General features: G+C 59.6%; 12 protein-coding genes. 5 read left to right on the top strand and 7 right to left on the bottom strand.

Going from position 1 to position 15,918, the window contains the following annotated elements:
• Window positions 1-125 precede the first annotated feature (125 nt).
• From B7O88_RS08800 to B7O88_RS08780, 5 genes are all read left to right on the top strand, one after another.
• Window positions 126-1,025 (top strand): DMT family transporter, encoded by a 900-nt coding sequence (locus tag B7O88_RS08800; protein ID WP_088275285.1) that lies wholly within the window; start codon window positions 126-128, stop codon window positions 1,023-1,025.
• A 42-nt stretch (window positions 1,026-1,067) separates the two neighbouring features.
• On the top strand, window positions 1,068-1,319 hold the full coding sequence (locus tag B7O88_RS08795; protein ID WP_088275283.1) for a hypothetical protein: 252 nt from the start codon (window positions 1,068-1,070) through the stop codon (window positions 1,317-1,319).
• A 60-nt stretch (window positions 1,320-1,379) separates the two neighbouring features.
• Window positions 1,380-1,613, top strand: a complete 234-nt coding sequence (locus B7O88_RS08790; RefSeq protein WP_088275423.1) for a DUF2789 domain-containing protein — start codon at window positions 1,380-1,382, stop codon at window positions 1,611-1,613.
• A 171-nt stretch (window positions 1,614-1,784) separates the two neighbouring features.
• On the top strand, window positions 1,785-2,975 hold the full coding sequence (locus B7O88_RS08785; protein ID WP_088275281.1) for a multidrug effflux MFS transporter: 1,191 nt from the start codon (window positions 1,785-1,787) through the stop codon (window positions 2,973-2,975).
• Between the two features lie 293 nt (window positions 2,976-3,268).
• Complete coding sequence (locus tag B7O88_RS08780) at window positions 3,269-5,320, top strand: TonB-dependent receptor family protein (RefSeq protein ID WP_088275279.1); 2,052 nt, start codon at window positions 3,269-3,271, stop codon at window positions 5,318-5,320.
• Between the two features lie 51 nt (window positions 5,321-5,371).
• Here the strand turns inward: B7O88_RS08780 and B7O88_RS08775 are convergent, their stop codons facing one another.
• The 7 genes from B7O88_RS08775 to B7O88_RS08745 form a co-directional block, all read right to left on the bottom strand.
• The gene (locus B7O88_RS08775) at window positions 5,372-6,829 is read right to left on the bottom strand and encodes a methyl-accepting chemotaxis protein (protein WP_088275277.1); all 1,458 of its coding nucleotides are present in this window, start codon (window positions 6,827-6,829) and stop codon (window positions 5,372-5,374) included.
• A 214-nt stretch (window positions 6,830-7,043) separates the two neighbouring features.
• The gene (gene fabB, locus B7O88_RS08770) at window positions 7,044-8,261 is read right to left on the bottom strand and encodes a beta-ketoacyl-ACP synthase I (protein WP_088275275.1); all 1,218 of its coding nucleotides are present in this window, start codon (window positions 8,259-8,261) and stop codon (window positions 7,044-7,046) included.
• An 11-nt stretch (window positions 8,262-8,272) separates the two neighbouring features.
• On the bottom strand, window positions 8,273-8,788 hold the full coding sequence (gene fabA, locus B7O88_RS08765) for a 3-hydroxyacyl-[acyl-carrier-protein] dehydratase FabA (protein ID WP_088275273.1): 516 nt from the start codon (window positions 8,786-8,788) through the stop codon (window positions 8,273-8,275).
• 344 nt (window positions 8,789-9,132) lie between these two features.
• The gene (locus tag B7O88_RS08760; protein WP_088275271.1) at window positions 9,133-10,692 is read right to left on the bottom strand and encodes a class I adenylate-forming enzyme family protein; all 1,560 of its coding nucleotides are present in this window, start codon (window positions 10,690-10,692) and stop codon (window positions 9,133-9,135) included.
• A 146-nt stretch (window positions 10,693-10,838) separates the two neighbouring features.
• A complete protein-coding gene (locus B7O88_RS08755) occupies window positions 10,839-12,767 on the bottom strand; it encodes an ATP-binding protein (RefSeq protein WP_088275269.1) in 1,929 nt (642 codons plus the stop codon).
• On the bottom strand, window positions 12,764-13,636 hold the full coding sequence (locus B7O88_RS08750; protein WP_088275267.1) for a hypothetical protein: 873 nt from the start codon (window positions 13,634-13,636) through the stop codon (window positions 12,764-12,766). Before B7O88_RS08750 ends, B7O88_RS08755 begins: the two co-directional genes overlap by 4 nt.
• A gap of 79 nt (window positions 13,637-13,715) precedes the next feature.
• Complete coding sequence (locus B7O88_RS08745; RefSeq protein ID WP_088275265.1) at window positions 13,716-15,908, bottom strand: TonB-dependent receptor plug domain-containing protein; 2,193 nt, start codon at window positions 15,906-15,908, stop codon at window positions 13,716-13,718.
• Window positions 15,909-15,918 lie beyond the last annotated feature (10 nt).

The following is a 15,918-nucleotide window of genomic DNA, read 5'->3' as shown; positions in this document are numbered from 1 at the left end:
TGCGCCAAGTTGGCAGCGCACCACCCGGCAGATAAGCGCAGGTTTGTGCAAGTCGGCAGCAAGACCGCGCAAGCCGGCGCAGCGCGCAGGGCCGATACTGGGCCGCCATTACCAGAGACTGCATCATGAATGTATTGCTGTATGCCGCTACCGTCCTGATCTGGGGTACCACCTGGATCGCCATTTCCATGCAGACCGGCACGGTTGCGCCGCTGGTATCGGTGTTCTATCGCTTTGCGCTGGCGGCGGGTCTGATGCTGGTGCTGCTGTCGTTGCTGGGCAGGCTTAGGCGCATCGGCGGGCGTGATCATCTGTTCTGCATGCTGCAGGGTGTGTGCGTGTTCGGGTTGAATTTTTACTGTTTCTATTCGGCCAATGCCTATATCAACAGCGGACTGGAGTCAGTGCTGTTTTCACTGGCAACCCTGTTCAATGCCGCCAACAGCGCACTGTTTTTCGGCCTGCGCCCGGGGCGCCGTTTGCTCTGGGCCAACCTGCTGGGGCTGGTCGGCATTGTCTGTCTGTTTTGGCACGATCTGCGTTCGGCCCACCTCAGCGCGCTGGTGCTGACTGGCATCGGCCTGAGCCTGCTGGGCACCTATGGCTTTTCACTCGGCAACATGATCAGCGTGCGTCATCAACGCCGGGGGCTGGATATCCTCTCCACCAATGCCTATGCGATGGGGTACGGCGCGTTGGCGATGCTGCTGCTGGCGCTGTTGCGCGGTGACGCTTTCATAGTCGATTGGAGTCCGACCTACATTGGCTCGCTGCTGTATCTGGCGGTCGTCGGCTCGATTATCGGCTTTGCCGCCTACTTTGCGCTGGTCGGGCGTATTGGTGCCGGAGCGGCTGCCTACGCGACGGTGCTGTTTCCCTTGATAGCGCTGGGCCTGTCAACCGTATTTGAGGGCTACCAGTGGTCCGGCATGGCGGTGATCGGGCTGGTGCTGATCCTGTTCGGCAATCTGGTGATGTTCTACCGGCCGCGACCCAGTGCCGCAGCGGTACCCGCAGCTGAGTGACTGTGCCATGCTTGCGCTGAGAAGCAAACAAGGGCGGGAGTCATGGATTATCTGATTATTGCGATCGCGACCCTGAGTGGTCTGTATTTTCACTGGTGGCTGTTTGTGCGCATTCGCCGCTGGACTGATCGCGATCTGGCACTGTCGATGGCAGGCGAGGATCCGGCCCGTCGCGACTACATGCTGGCTTGTCTGAATGATGCGAAGCGGCAAAAGGTGCGCCGCAGGGACCTGGAGGCCTGGCTGCAGGCTGCTGCTGATCGTTACGATCCGGCATCAGGGCAAGGAACTTGAGCAAAACGGGCTACTCTGTGTAAACAGGATCTGAGTTCAACCCCAGCAGGGAGAATCATGATGGAACTGCACCAGAAAGACCTCGGCACCTTGTTTGAGCAGCTCGGTTTGGCGTCGGATGCAGAGAGCATCGATGCCTTTTTTGCCAGTCATTCGCTGGCGCACGATACCCGCCTGGTTGATGCGCCGTTCTGGACACCCTCACAGTCGGCCTTTCTCAGCCAGCAGATGCGTGAAGACGCCGAGTGGGCGCCCCTGGTTGATGAGCTGAACGCACGCTTGCACGAAGACTGAGCAGGCGAGCGCCGATCGTTTCGGTACCACCAGGCAGTCTGTGACAGCGACACGGCAGGGCAGTAGGCGGCATATTCTGGCATCATGTCGGTCTGCTGACTGACCCTGACTGTCTCTGCAATGGCGCCTGTGCGCTGTTGCACGGCGATTGCTACCACGGATATCCGTTTCATGCCGTTTTACATCCTGCTCATTCTGGGTGGCCTGAGCGCCTTTGGCCCGCTTGCCATCGACATGTATCTGCCTGCCTTTCCGGCCATTGGCGCCGCATTGGCGGCAGACCCCGAGCAGGTTCAGTTGAGCCTGTCGGTCTATTTCCTCGGGCTGGCCAGTGGGCAACTGGTTTATGGTCCGCTAGCTGACCTGTATGGGCGCCGAGGGCCGCTGCTGTTCGGTATCGGCCTGTTTTGCCTCGCCTCGCTGGCGTGTGCGTTCGCCCCGACTCTGGAGTGGCTGCTTGCCGCGCGTTTCGCTCAGGCGTTGGGTGGCTGTGCGGGCATGGTGGTCAACCGGGCAGTGGTGCGCGATCTGTGTGCGCCAATTGATGCAGCCAAGGCGTTTTCCCAGTTGATGCTGATCATGGGCGTGGCGCCGATTTTGGCGCCGTTGCTGGGTAGTACGTTATTGCTGATTGGCGGCTGGGAAAGCATCTTCCTGTTTCTGGCGCTGTTCTCGGCGATCTTCGCCCTGGCGGTCTATTTCTTCCTGCCGGAAACCCTGCCGCAGCACCTGACGCCACCGCCGCTGAGAACCTCGCTTGGGCGCTACCTGGAGCTGCTGCGCGAGCCTCTGTTCATGTTTCACGCGCTGACCGGCGGGGTCGCGATGGCAGGGATGTTTGCCTACATCGCCGGTTCGCCTTATGTGTTCATGGAGCTGTTTCAGGTCCCGGCAGACAGCTTCGCCTGGTTGTTTGGCAGTGTAGCGACCTGCTTTATTTTGTCGGCACAGCTCAATAGCCGCATGTTGCGCCGCTGGACCCAGCTGCAACTGATCAAGCGCATCGCCGCTGTCTACATGCTGGCGACCTGGACGCTGCTGCTGGTTGCCTGGCTTGATGTGGATAGCCTGTGGCTGTTCATGCCACCGCTGTACGCCAGTGTTGGTGTTATCGCCCTGTTGCTGCCGAATGCGTCTGCCTGCGCGTTGGCGGGGCACGGTCATCAGGCCGGTGTGGCCTCGGCGCTGATGGGCACCATGCAGTTCATCATCGCCGGTATCACCTCGGCGCTGGTCGGGCTGCTGCACAACGACAGCGCAGTGCCGATGGCCGGTGTTATGGCGGTTTGTGGTGTCTTGACCGTGCTGATGGCGTTTATGGCACATCGCGTAAGCGTACGTCAGCAGGCCGCTGCCATCTGAATATATCGCAGGGACGCTGCCGAGGAGCTAAGCGCTTTGGTGGCATCTCGTGTTGTTTCCTCTTGGGTTGATACCCACCCTCAGCAGTACTGTTTGCCCTCATCGATCTGTTCTATCGCCGCTGGCCCAGCAGGGCGCCTACTTGGCGAAATATAATTAAACATATATCTAATTAACAATATTTATCATTTACGTTTAGATTGCGCCCGAAGTTTGCCGTGCCCACCGCAGTGCGGGCCGCAACCGAGTGCTCTCCGGGGAGGGGAGATTCTATTTCAGTAACAGGAACACTCATGAAAACAACACCGTTTTTTGCGCGCCACCTGGTGGCGATTGCCGTAGCCGCTGCAGCCCTGCCGGCCAATGCCCTTGCAGACTCTGAAACTACGCTGACCCTGCCTGCAATCGATGTTGTCGGTTACGGTGAAGACGACCGTTCACGCCAGACCGGCGCCGTCGTGGTTATTACTCGGGAAGAAATTGAACGCCTGCAGCCGAGTTCGACAGAGGATGTGCTGCGTCGCATTCCCGGGATTAACGTCAAGACCGAGGAAGAGTCTGCAGTGGTCAGCAATATCGGTATTCGCGGATTGTCGGCCAGCGAGTCCAAGTCATTGGTGCTGGAAGACGGTGTTCCGGTTGCGCCCGGCCTGTTCATCGGAAATGACCGCTACTACAATCCCCGTATTCAGCGCATGGAAGGTGTTGAGGTGCTCAAGGGATCGTCGTCCCTGCGCTACGGCCCCTCGACGATCGGCGGGGTGATCAACTACAAGACCAAAACACCTGAGGGTGTTGCAGTGTCCACCCGTATCGGGTCGTTCAACACTCGTGAGGCTACCCTCGAAGCCGGTGGTCGCAGCCTGTCAGGCGATGCCTACGCAGGTCTGGTCGCAACAAAGGCGCGCAGCGACGGTTTTCTTGATCGCGACTACGATATGACCGATCTGATGCTGAAGGCCGGTAGCGCGATTGGCGATAACCAGAACCTCGGCGTCAAATTCTCATGGTACGAGAACGACGCGAATATCTCCTATCGCGGCTTGTTCCTGCAGGACTACAGGGATGGTCGTACATACAATCCTGCACCGGACGATTACTTCCTGACTGACCGCCGTGCCTTTGATATCAACCATGAATGGTTCCTGTCCGACCAGGCGACTCTTCAGACGCTGGTCTACTGGAGCGAGATGACACGTGATTATTGGCGTTACTCGGTAGATACCGCGGCCTCGAATGCGGCTGGTCGCTGGGTTTATACCGATTCGCTGACTGGAAACAATCGCAGCTTTGAGCGACTGGGTGCAGAAACGCGCCTGATGCTGGATCACAATCTGTTCGGCTTGATGAGCGAGGCCGAGTTTGGCTTGCGTTTTATGCAGGAAGAGTCGGATGACAAGCGTATTCGGGCCACGCGCGATCAGGATCGCACCGGTATCAACGACCGTCATCTGGAGGATAGTGCTGAGAGCGTTGCCGCCTATGTGCAAAACCGCTTTGTGATCAGCGAGCGCTTGGCCATTACGCCCGGTCTGCGCGTTGAGTCCTACGAGCAGAAGCGCAAGGTGCTTACCGATAACGGTGCATCTGAAACCACCTCCAACACCGAGTGGCTGCCCGGAATCGGCTTTACCTATCAGTTGATGCCCGCTGCCCAGCTTTACGGTGGTGCCTACCGCGCGTTCTCTCCTGCATCCAACGGCGTTGCACTGGACGGCCTGGTAGATCAGAACCTCGACGGTGAGCGTTCAGACAACTATGAGTTTGGTCTGCGTGGCAGTAATGGTGCCTACACTTACGACGTCACTGCGTTCTACATGAACTTCGATAATCAGGTCGTAACGGGCAACAGTGATCCGAACCTGTCGCAGTCCAATGCAGGCAAGACACTGCACTACGGTCTTGAAGCTGCGTTGAGCGTTGAGCTGGGTGGTGGCTTCAGTATCGATACCAACCTGACCTGGGTGCCTGAGTCCGAATTCCGCTCTGGTGACAACAAAGGTAACCGTCTGCCTTATGCGCCGGAATACCTGGCCAACGCTGGGCTTAATTACACCGATGGTCGTTTCAGTGGTGCGCTCAATGTGCATTATCGGGGCGAGCAGTTTGGTGATGCCGGCAATCGCAAGGATATTCCGGCTGGCGCCGAGGGTGGTATTTGGGGTGGTCAGATTCGCTCCTATACCCTGTACGACCTGCTGGCTCAGTATCAGGTGAACGATCATCTGCGTCTGCAGGGTGCGGTTAAGAATCTGACCGACAAGCGCTACATTACCGGCTTGCGTCAGGGTATCTATGTCGGCCCCGAGCGCTCGTTTGAAGTGGGTATGAATTACCGCTTCTGAGTGCAGGCCGGGCAGCCTTATCGCGGCTGCCCGGCTATGGATTATCGGTTTCTACGCCCAGACTGGATGCGTTTCAGGCGCGTTTACTCTGCCATGCGCCTGCTGCGAGTGTCCTTCCTGGAGCAGCGCAGAAAGCCGGATATCGGCCCCCAGAACGTATCGCAGCTGTCCGCGCTCATCCAGCACCGGCGCCGACAGGGTGAAGCAGAAGCCATCGGTAGCGGCGGAGCGGTAAACGTCGCTGATGAACGGCGATAGCGTATCGCGTACGTTGGAGAACCACGGGCGGTTTGACCAATTTTTACCCCGTGCACTGCTGCGGCTGCCGTCTTGCAGGTCGGCACTCAGAATGTTCTCGCTGACCTGCACACCATCTGCGCCAACCAGATACATCAGCTCAAATCGACCGTCCTGATCCATCCAGCGCCGCATGGCTTGCTCTGCGCTAGCACCGCCGCGGGACAGCTCGGCGCTGGCAGCCATTTCGGTGACGCGTTGGCGGATCACCTGATGAACACCAAGCTGGAAGCCGCCGAGACCTTCCAGTAGCCGGTCGCCCTCACTGCGCACTGCTTCACTGTGCTCCAGTACCGAGGAGGCTTTTTGCATCATCGCGCTGGCCACCCCGGCAACACTCTGCACATCCTGGCTCACCGAACGCACCGCAGCGCCGATCTGCTCTGCACCGCTGGCAATGCTGGCGATTCGCTGATCCAGCTGCCCCATGGCTGAGGTCGCTTCGCTCAGGCTGCGATCCATGCTGATGATGCGTTCGCGGCCGTTGGCGACCGCTGCCTGCATCTGGGCGCTGGCATTGTTAAGGCTTTGCATGCCGGAGCGGAAGTTATCGATGATCTCGGCGACCTTGTCGGTCGCAGCGGTGGTCTTGCCGGCGAGTGTTCGGACCTCATCGGCGACCACGGCAAAGCCGCGTCCCTGTTCACCAGCCCGGGCCGCTTCAATAGCGGCATTGAGTGCCAGCAGGTTGGTTTGTTGGGAGATGTTGGCAATCATGCCGATGACCTGGGTGATTTCTTCCAGTTGTTTGCCGATTTCACCGATCTGGGCGGTCAGCTCGCTTTCGCAGCCGTTAATGGTATCAACCTGGCTGAGAACATTACTGCTGTCCTGCTCGCACTGTCGCAATTGTGTGCTGACTTCGCTGGACAGTTGTGAAACCGCAGTTGCTCCGGGAACCAGCTCAGAGTCCAGGGTGGTGCTGACCTGTTCGGTGGCGCTGGCAATCTCCTCTGAAGACTGGGCCAGTTGTTCACCATGGGCACGGCTGTCGGCGGCAATGCGCGCCAACTCGGGGGCGTGTGCAGCAATACCCACCGCGGCATGCAGACTCAGGGTGATGCGTTTCTGGAGTTCCCGGGCAAATGTGTTGAGGTGTGCTAGCGGGCCGTATTGCTGCGGCAGCTCGGCAGCGAGATTCATATCCTTGAACAGTGCATCTGTGCTGCTGCCTGACTCGCGGTTGTAGCGGGCGATATTGAAGATCCCCATACGTACTCCTTGTCGGCGGTTTGTGTCACTCTGCCATCATTTAAGGGGCAAGCAAAAACCAAGCCAGTGCCTGGATAATGCGCGCAATGGGGTATTTTGCCGCTCCTGGCTGCGCAGCGTGCGTGGTTGTGGTGCAGAAGGTGGGGCAGGATGCCTGATCGGTGGGCAAAAAAAACCGCAGCGAAAGCTGCGGCTCTTTTTCAGCGGATCAGGATCACGCGTCGTTCCAGCGCTTGAGAATCAGGGTGGCGTTGGTACCACCGAAACCAAAGCTGTTGGACATGATCAGATCGACGGCCTGATCCAGACGCTCACGCAGAATCGGCAGATCGCCGGCGTTTTCGTCCAGTTCTTCGATGTTGGCCGAGGCGGTCAGGAAGTTGTCTCGCAGCATCAGCATGCAGTAGATCGCTTCCTGTACGCCGGCAGCCCCCAGCGAGTGACCCGACAGGCTCTTGGTGGAGCTGATCTTGGGTGCCTTATCGCCAAATACCTCACGGATCGCCTTCAGTTCGGCAACGTCGCCGACCGGAGTAGAGGTGCCGTGGGTGTTCAGGTAATCGATAGTGCCTTCAACGGTCGCCAGCGCCTGCTGCATGCAGCGCACTGCGCCTTCGCCGCTCGGTGCGACCATGTCGTAACCGTCAGAGGTAGCACCGTAGCCAACCACTTCAGCGTAGATCTTGGCACCGCGGGCCAGAGCGTGTTCCAGCTCCTCAACAACGACCATGCCGCCGCCACCAGCGATGACGAAGCCGTCACGGTTGGCATCGTAGGCGCGAGACGCCTTTTCGGGCGTTTCGTTGTACTGAGTGGAGAGGGCGCCCATGGCGTCGAACAGCATGGTCTGAGACCAGTGTTCCTCTTCACCACCGCCAGCGAAGACGATGTCCTGCTTGCCCAGCTGGATCAGTTCAGCTGCGTGGCCGATACAGTGCGCGCTGGTGGCGCAGGCAGAGGAGATGGAGTAGTTGACGCCCTTGATCTTGAACGGCGTCGCCAGACAGGCAGAAACGGTGCTGCCCATGGTGCGCGGCACGCGGTAGGGCCCGATCTTCTTGACGCCTTTCTCGCGCAGAATGTCGATGGCTTCCATCTGGTTCAGAGTGGAGGCGCCACCGCTGCCGGCAACCAGACCGGTGCGCACGTTGCTCACCTGATCGTCAGCCAGGCCCGCATCGGCGATGGCCTGCTGCATGGACAGGTAGGCGTAGGCGGCAGCATCACCCATGAAGCGCTTGACCTTGCGGTCGATGGCGGCATCAAGGTCGATGTCCACGGAACCGGAAACGTGGCTGCGCAGACCCATCTCGGCGTACGAGGGATTGAAACGGATGCCGGATTTGCCCTCTTTCAGACTGGCAGAAACGGAGTCCAGGTCCTGGCCCAGGCAGGAAACGATGCCCATGCCGGTAATCACGACGCGACGCATAGTGATGATCCTCAGAAACTATCGGTAGAAGTGAACAGACCCACACGCAGACCTTCTGCGCTGTAGATCTCGCGACCATCGACGGCAACGCTGCCATCGGCGATGCCCAGGGTCAGGGCACGGTTCATGGTGCGCTTGATGTGGATGGTGTAGGTCACTTTCTTGGCGGTAGGCAGGACCTGACCGAAGAATTTCACCTCACCGGAGCCCAGTGCGCGACCGCGACCCTGGAAGCCCAGCCAGCCGAGGTGGAAGCCAACGAGCTGCCACATGGCATCGAGACCGAGGCAACCGGGCATGACCGGGTCACCTTCGAAGTGGCAGGCGAAAAACCACAGGTCAGGGGTGATATCCAGCTCGGCAACGATTTCGCCCTTGCCGTATTTACCGCCGGTCTCGCTGATGTGCGTAATACGGTCGATCATCAGCATGTTGGGGGCTGGAAGTTGTGCGTTTCCGGGGCCAAACATCTCGCCACGGCTGCATTTGAGCAGCTCTTCCCGGGTGTACGCATTCTGTCGTGTCATAGAGGCTCCTGCTCGTCCCCGTCTTCGGGGCACTATTGATTCGGCTTGTTCTGTGTCAGCAAGCATCCGAAAGTGCGCGCGGTCACTCATGATAAATGAGCTTGAAGGCGTTCGCTGTGCCATTGGCATGACCTGAGTCAAATCAATGCACGGTGTACGCTGCCTGCACTGCGCTTTCGGTTGGCTGCTGAGCGTTTTTTTGCTCGCGTAAGCTCAGACTCAGCGCCTGCCAAGAAAGTCACAACATCCACGGTTTGCGTGTGATGAGGCGTTGAGGATACCCGCGAAGGCGGGTCAGGACAAAGTTTCTGTGTCCTGACCCGCCTGCGGGAGAGCAGGAAGGATCAGGCCAGAACGCCGTTCTCGGCCAGGAACTGGTCGCGCAGTTCGCGCTTGAGTACCTTGCCGATAGCGCTGCGTGGCAGCTCGTCGGTGATGATGACGCGGTTCAGACGCTGGGTCTTGCCGACGCGCTCGTTGAACCAGGCTTGCACTTGTTCGGCATCGACGTCACGACCGGCAAAGGGCACGACGTAGGCCACCGGGGTTTCGCCCCAACTGGTTGAGGCGACGCCGACCACGGTGACGTCTTGCAGGTCCGGATGCTGGCGCAGCTCGGCCTCCAGGTCACTGGGGTAAATGTTGAAGCCACCGCTGATGATCATGTCCTTGCGGCGATCCATCAGGGTCAGGAAGCCTTCTTCATCGAAACGACCGACGTCGCCGGTGCGGATGAAGCGCTTGCCGGTGCTGTCGTACCACTCGGCTTCTGCGGTTTTCTCCGGCTTGTTCAGGTAGCCGGCCATCATCGCCGGCGAGTGACCAACTACCTCGCCGATCTCGCCGCGCGGCAGCTCAACGCCGTCTTCATCGATAACCCGCATGTCGTGGCCGTCGAGTGGCATACCCACGGTGGCAAGCTTGTCAGGGTAGGTGTGGGCCGCCAGCATGCAGGAGCCACCACCTTCGGTCATGCCGTAGAACTCGATCAGGCCGCCCGGCCAGCGCTTGAGAATGTCTGCCTTGAGCTCGGCATGGAAGGGGGCGCTGGTGCTGAACTTCATGACGTAGCTGTCCAGGTCATAGCTGTCGAAGTCAGGGCGGGCCATGATGCGCTGATATTGAACCGGTACCAGCATGGTGTGGGTGATGCGGTGCTGCTCGGCCAGTTTCAGGTAGCGCTCGGCGTCAAACTTGGCCATCAGCACAACGGTGCCGCCCAGACCGATGCTCGGCAGGAAGGAGACCAGGGTGGTGTTGGAGTACAGCGGGGTGGAGATCAGGGTGCGGCAGTCCGGACCATAGCCGAACGGCAAGCCGCGCTGGATGTGCGACCAGCGCATGCCATGGGATTGCACGATGCCCTTCGGCTCGCCGGTGGTGCCGGAGGAGTAGATGACGTTGAAAGTCATCTCCGGTGTGATCTCTACCGCGGTCGGTACCGCCCCCGCCTCGGCCAGCCAGTCGCTGTAGTGCGTTTCACTGCCGCTGTTGTCCATGCTGATCAGCGGCATGCTGAGGCGATCCCGGACGCCGGCCATGGCGCTCTGGACGCTGGCATCGGCAAAATACAGCTTGGCGGCGGAGTCGGCGAGCATGCCCAGCAGGCTGTCCGGGGTGGATGAAGGCGCCAGCGGGGCGACGGTGACGCCGGCGCGCAGGGCGCCGACAAACAGCACCGCATAATTGATCGAGTTGCTGCCGCAGATGGCGATAGCATCGCCGGGCTCTACACCGTCGCGCTGCAATGCTGCCGCAACGCGGTTTGCTTCCGCGTCCAGCTGCCGATAAGTCATCCGTTGTTCGCCTTCGATCAGCGCGGGATGCTCTGCGCGATCCTTGCCATGAATGGCAATCAGGGCGGGAAGGGTTGTGTAGGGCGATTCAAGGGTAACGGTTGACATGATCTGGACGCTCGAGTTTGTTGGGTTTATTAGAGCAGGCTGTCTGTGTCGGGATGAGACAGTCGTTTGCGTCAGCTAGTCTCCTGATTTGGTCAAGTTGAATCCAGCGTCCCGGGGCGCTTAATTGTTGATGAAATGTTAAGCGATCAGCTTGAATGATGGCTGTCGGTTTCTGTCCAGGCGGCCAATGCGCCCAGCAGCGCCGGGCGGCTGATTGGCTTGCTGAGAAAACCCTGCATGCCGGCGGCTTCGCAGTCCCGGCGGTCAATATCAAGGGCGCTGGCGGTCAGAGCAACACAGGGTACAGCCATCCAGCCCTGGGCCCGGCAGTGGGCGTGATAGCGTCGGCAGACCTCCAGACCGTCGATGTCCGGCAGGTGAATGTCCATCAAGATGGCGGCGTAGCGCTCCGGGCGTTCGCAAAGCATCCGCAGGGCGCTTTCGCCGGTGTCGGCGATCTCTAACAGGATAGTCGTTTGCTTCAGCATGCCTTGGATGACCAGTTGGTTGACCGGGTTGTCTTCCACCAGAAGGACTGGGCGTTGATTGAAGGCGGGGCGGGGAAGTGCCGGTTCCAGCGATTGCCCTGTGGCGTGCCCGGTGGTTCTGAGCGGAATGCTGAACATGAAGGAAGAGCCTTCCCCATCGCGGCTTCTGGCCGTGAGGTCTCCCCCCATCTTGCGGGCGAAGGTACGGGCGATGGACAGCCCCAGGCCGGTGCCCCCAAAGCGCCGGGAGGTGCTGCTGTCGGCCTGCTGGAATGCGTCGAACATGCTTTCCAGACGGTCGGGTGAGATGCCGATACCGCTATCGATTACCGCACACTCCAGCCACAGTTCGTTGGTACTGGTCATCCGCCAGCTGGCATTGACTTCAATTTGTCCCTGTTCGGTGAACTTCAGCGCGTTACCGACCAGGTTGACCAGAATCTGACGAATGCGTGTCGGATCGCCGATGACTTCCTCGCAGCTCTCGTGCCCGGTAAGGTTGCAGAGCAGGCGCAAGCCTTTTTGGCGCGCGGTGTGTTCGAAGACATTGATCGATGACGTGATCAGTTGGGGCAGGTTAAAGGCGATTTCTTCAAGTTCCAGCGCGCCGCGCTCAATGCGCGAGAAGTCGAGGATATCGTTGATCACCTTGAGCAGATGGTCGGTCGACTCGCCGGCGATATGCACATACTCGCTCTGTTCGCTGTTCAGATCGGTGGTTTCCAATAGCTGCAGCATGCCCAGAACCCCGTTCATGGGGGTTCGCAGCTCGTGGCTCATCATCGCCAGGAACTCGGATTTGGCGCGGTTGGCTGCTTCGGCTCCCTCGCGGGCGGTCACCAGATCCTGCATGGCCCGTTGCTGCTGGCTCTCGGCGCGCTCAAGGGTCGCTGCAAGGCTGTTGATGTTGTGCATCAAATGCCCGATCTCGTGTTCATCGGTAACGTCCAGACGGGTGTCCAGTTTGCCCTTGCGGAGTTGCGAGACGGCGTGCCCCATTCGCTCCATCGGGTCGGCCAGTACCTTGGCCAGACGGATGGCCAGCACCAGAGTTGCTGCCAGTACCAGTGCGGCAAGGGCGAGGGTTTTAAGCAGTATGCTTTGCTGGCGCTGGATGAAGGCTGCGTTGCTGAGGCTGACCTGTACCTGACCCAGGTAGCGTTGCTGTTCGTCCTGATACGCCGCCGGGGCATCAAGCAGGAACAGGTCGTTCTGCAGCGGGATGCGCTGGCGCATGATATCGGCGACAAATACCTGCAGCTCTGTCTCCTCGCTGTGGTCGCGGTTGAGTTTGAGCAGTTGCTTGCCTGAGCGGTCATAGACCGTTACTTCCCGTACATGCGGTACGTTCAGTGCGCCCGTCACCATACTTTCTAGCGTATCCAGGTTACCGCTGATCACACCGTACTCGGCCGCTGGGGCAAGCTGGTCGGCAATCAGCTGACCGGTCACCTGCAGCTCCCGGTTGACGTCGTCCAGGCGTGCGGTGGTGAAAAAGGTAAAACCGACCACGCCCATCAGCAGGGCGGGTAATGTCGCTATCAGGATCAGGCGACTGTATATGGTTCCACGTTGCAGAAAGCTCATTGCGCGTGCTCCAGCTCGGCCAGGCGTTGGGCGAGGGTGGCGTCGTCCGGCAGTGGGATACCCAGTGAGCGTGCTACCTGGGCATTACTGAGAACGGAGAAATGTTTTGGGTAGGAGCTGCCGCTGCCGGGCACTCCCTGCTTGATCAGCCAGGCGGTGCTGCGCGCCATGTCGTCGGGGCTGCTGTAAGTCGTGGTCAGGCTGCCCGCATCGATGAATGGTGCGCTGGGGCCGATCAGCACCTTGCTGCGTGAGTAACTTGTCAGCAGGATTGTCTTCAGATTGTCTGCGTTGTAGATCAGCGAGTCATCGGTGCCGAGCAGGATGTCGCTGTCGGTAATGATGTCGACCAGCTTGCGGGTCAGATTCTGCTGGGGGTCAACCGTGACGCTTACCAGGTCGGTGTTCTGTTGCGCGGCGGCCTGGCGCCATTCTGGCAGCCCAGCCTGGGTTTGCTCGGTCAGCAGGATGCCGATGCGTCGTATACCGGGTACCAGCAGTTTGGCGAGAGCCACCTGGCGCGCGGGCTTGGGGTTGGCCAGCAGGGCGTGCATCGGCTTGTCTGCTGCGGCTGTGGCGAGCAGGCTTTCGGCAGTGACGTAGGTCGCAAGTGTAGGCAGCCCGTCGGGCTGCTGCAGGCGAGCCTCCAGGCCTTGCCGACCCATGGTGATGACGAGATCGGTACCTTCCGGTACCGCGTCGTTTACTGACAACTCGATGATTCGGTCTTCGGGCAGGGCATTGCCCAGTGACGCCATGAACTGCTGAGTCAGTGCCGAGGTGCCGGGCATGATCACGGCATACTGCTCGGCAATGGTAGCCTGCGCCGGCAGGCAACACACCAGCAGCGCCGCCAGCCAGCGTTTCACTCGCCTGCTCCTGAATGCACAAAAAAGCATGGTGACAGTCCGTGTCTTGTCAATCGGTAGGTTCGCTCCAAGCGCTTGCTCAAAACCTGAAGTCAGCTGTCAGATAAAACTGACTGGGGCTGTCGTACAGGTTCTCTGACCAGGTCAGTGCCTCGTCGTCCAGTCGATACTGCCAGTTTGCTGCAAGCTCCAGGCTGGTTCGGCCAATATCGAAACGCTTGCCGATTCGCCCATCAAGACGCTCGAAGCGGCGCTCATTGAGCATGTCTGACCCATAATAGATGAGGCTGGTGTCGATGCCGCCACCCCAGCTGCGCAGCCAGGCAGCTGACCCGCTGTTGCGGGCGGTAAGACGCTGGTCAAGGCGATTGCTGGCATAGAAGTCGACATAGGCATAGGTCAGGCGCAGGCGGTCCTGCCCGGTGAGGCGCCAGTCTGTCTGGGCTTCCACGCCGCTGAAGTGAGCGAAACTGCTGTTATCCGGCTCGAAGTTCACTACCTGCAGCGGCTGGCTGATCATGTTGTCGATTTCGTCGTAAAACGCCTTGATGTCGACGTGCAGACCGATCCGGTGGAATGTGCCGTTATACCCCAGCTCCCAAGAGCGCATTTCCTCCTGCTCAAGGTCGCCCGGGCCTTTGGCCAGGGCGTAGTAGCTCTCACCGGTGGTTGGTGCGCCAGTCAGATTGCTGGGCTTATAGGTCCAGTAAGCGTTGTTTTCATACATGTCCGGTGAGCGCACTGCCTCGGAGTAGACAGCTCGCAGGCTGTGGGCCGGGGCGAGAAAGTAGTGCGCGGCCAGACGAGGGGAAAAGGAAAACCCGCTGAGTCGATCCTGCTCGGCCATGGCCCCGGCGTGCAGAAGCCAGCGCTCGCCCAGACGATATTCGAGGTTACCGAACAGCTGGCCAACCGAGTTTTCCACCTTGCCACCGAAGTAGGTTTCGGATTTTGCCTGATCGTAACGCAGGTTGGCCCCGAATACCGTTCGCAGGGCGTCGTTGATCTGCAGGGTGTTCTGAACCTCGGCCTCGTAGCGGGTTTCGCGCAGGTTTTCGTTCAGGTTGAAGCAGGTCGGAGGACCATTACGGATGGCGTTGTGCTGAGCAACGATGCTGTCGACCAGCGGCAGATAGGCCGGGTCCAGATTGTCCCTGTTGACCAGCCAGTTGCTGTAAAAGTCGCGATCTGCCCACACTCCCGCGCGGTTGCGCAGGATGTAGTTCATGCGCCGTGTATAGACATTGCCGATCAGATAGAGCTCACGCATTTCCGGTGAGAAGACGATCGGCGAGTCACATGCCAGCATGTGGCTCAGGCGCTCCATGTGCTGGGCGTAGGTGTTGACCTGAATCTGATGGTTCGGGCTGATGTCGTTTTTCCAGTTCAGCTGGACGAAATAGTCTTTAGCTGAAATATCAGAGTCGGTGCTCTGCTGCAGGTACATCTGCCGGTCGAACTCGTAGCTTGAGTCTATCGGCTCTGCCATCTCGGAGTAATCGTTGGCGCGCTGCTTGGTACCTTCCTTGGCGCCGAGTTGCCAGGTCAGGGTCTGGGTTGCGTTAAGGTTGGTGGTGCCGAGCAGATTTAAGGCGTCCAGCCGGCGCCCGTCGCGGTAGTCCGCGCCATCTTCATCAAAGTCAAAACCGTCATCCTGTTTGCCGAACAGGCTCAGACGAGCGTGCGATCCGGCAAAACTGAAGCCCTGGCTGGCGTAGACGTCGCTGACACCGCGGTTGCCGCGCGTGACTTTGATGCGGCTGCCCTGGCCGAACTCCGGTCGGCTGGACACGATGTTGATCACGCCCATCAGGGCATTGGCGCCATAGGCCGCGGTATTGGGGCCGCGGAACACCTCGATGCGCTCGATATCCTCAATAGCCAGCGGGATATCGGTCCAGTCAACAGTAGCCAGACCCGGGCGATAGACAGAGCGACCGTCTACCAGCACCTGCATGCGCCGGGCTTCGGTGATATTGGTGCCGTGATAATTGACGTTGACTACGTTGCCGCTGCTGTAGCCGACCATCATGCCTGGGACCAGACGCATCAATTCAGGCACATCACGGGCTCCGGATGCGCGAATCAGTTGCTGGTCGATGACCGTCATGCTGCCGGGGACCTCCGCAGCGCTTTGCTTCAGGCGCGTCGCACTGAGTACCGTTGGCAGTTTCACCTCCCCCAGCAGCAGCGCGTCATCCAGCGCTTGAGCATGTAACGGGAGAATGGCACCCAGCAGGGCGATCGGAAGTGTTCGTCTGAAAGCAGGCATAGGTCGCGGC

This window comes from Halopseudomonas aestusnigri (assembly GCF_002197985.1).
Lineage (GTDB): Bacteria > Pseudomonadota > Gammaproteobacteria > Pseudomonadales > Pseudomonadaceae > Halopseudomonas > Halopseudomonas aestusnigri.
Note: the sequence above shows the minus strand (reverse complement) of the source record. Positions and strands in the feature narration are given on the sequence as shown.

Excerpts from the sequence above, each read along its gene's own strand:
- B7O88_RS08800 (WP_088275285.1), top strand. The coding sequence starts at position 126 with ATGAATGTATTGCTGTATGCCGCTACCGTCCTGATCTGGGGTACCACC.
- B7O88_RS08795 (WP_088275283.1), top strand. The coding sequence starts at position 1,068 with ATGGATTATCTGATTATTGCGATCGCGACCCTGAGTGGTCTGTATTTT.
- B7O88_RS08790 (WP_088275423.1), top strand. The coding sequence starts at position 1,380 with ATGGAACTGCACCAGAAAGACCTCGGCACCTTGTTTGAGCAGCTCGGT.
- B7O88_RS08785 (WP_088275281.1), top strand. The coding sequence starts at position 1,785 with ATGCCGTTTTACATCCTGCTCATTCTGGGTGGCCTGAGCGCCTTTGGC.
- B7O88_RS08780 (WP_088275279.1), top strand. The coding sequence starts at position 3,269 with ATGAAAACAACACCGTTTTTTGCGCGCCACCTGGTGGCGATTGCCGTA.
- B7O88_RS08775 (WP_088275277.1), bottom strand. The coding sequence starts at position 6,829 with ATGGGGATCTTCAATATCGCCCGCTACAACCGCGAGTCAGGCAGCAGC.
- fabB (WP_088275275.1), bottom strand. The coding sequence starts at position 8,261 with ATGCGTCGCGTCGTGATTACCGGCATGGGCATCGTTTCCTGCCTGGGC.
- fabA (WP_088275273.1), bottom strand. The coding sequence starts at position 8,788 with ATGACACGACAGAATGCGTACACCCGGGAAGAGCTGCTCAAATGCAGC.
- B7O88_RS08760 (WP_088275271.1), bottom strand. The coding sequence starts at position 10,692 with ATGTCAACCGTTACCCTTGAATCGCCCTACACAACCCTTCCCGCCCTG.
- B7O88_RS08755 (WP_088275269.1), bottom strand. The coding sequence starts at position 12,767 with ATGAGCTTTCTGCAACGTGGAACCATATACAGTCGCCTGATCCTGATA.
- B7O88_RS08745 (WP_088275265.1), bottom strand. The coding sequence starts at position 15,908 with ATGCCTGCTTTCAGACGAACACTTCCGATCGCCCTGCTGGGTGCCATT.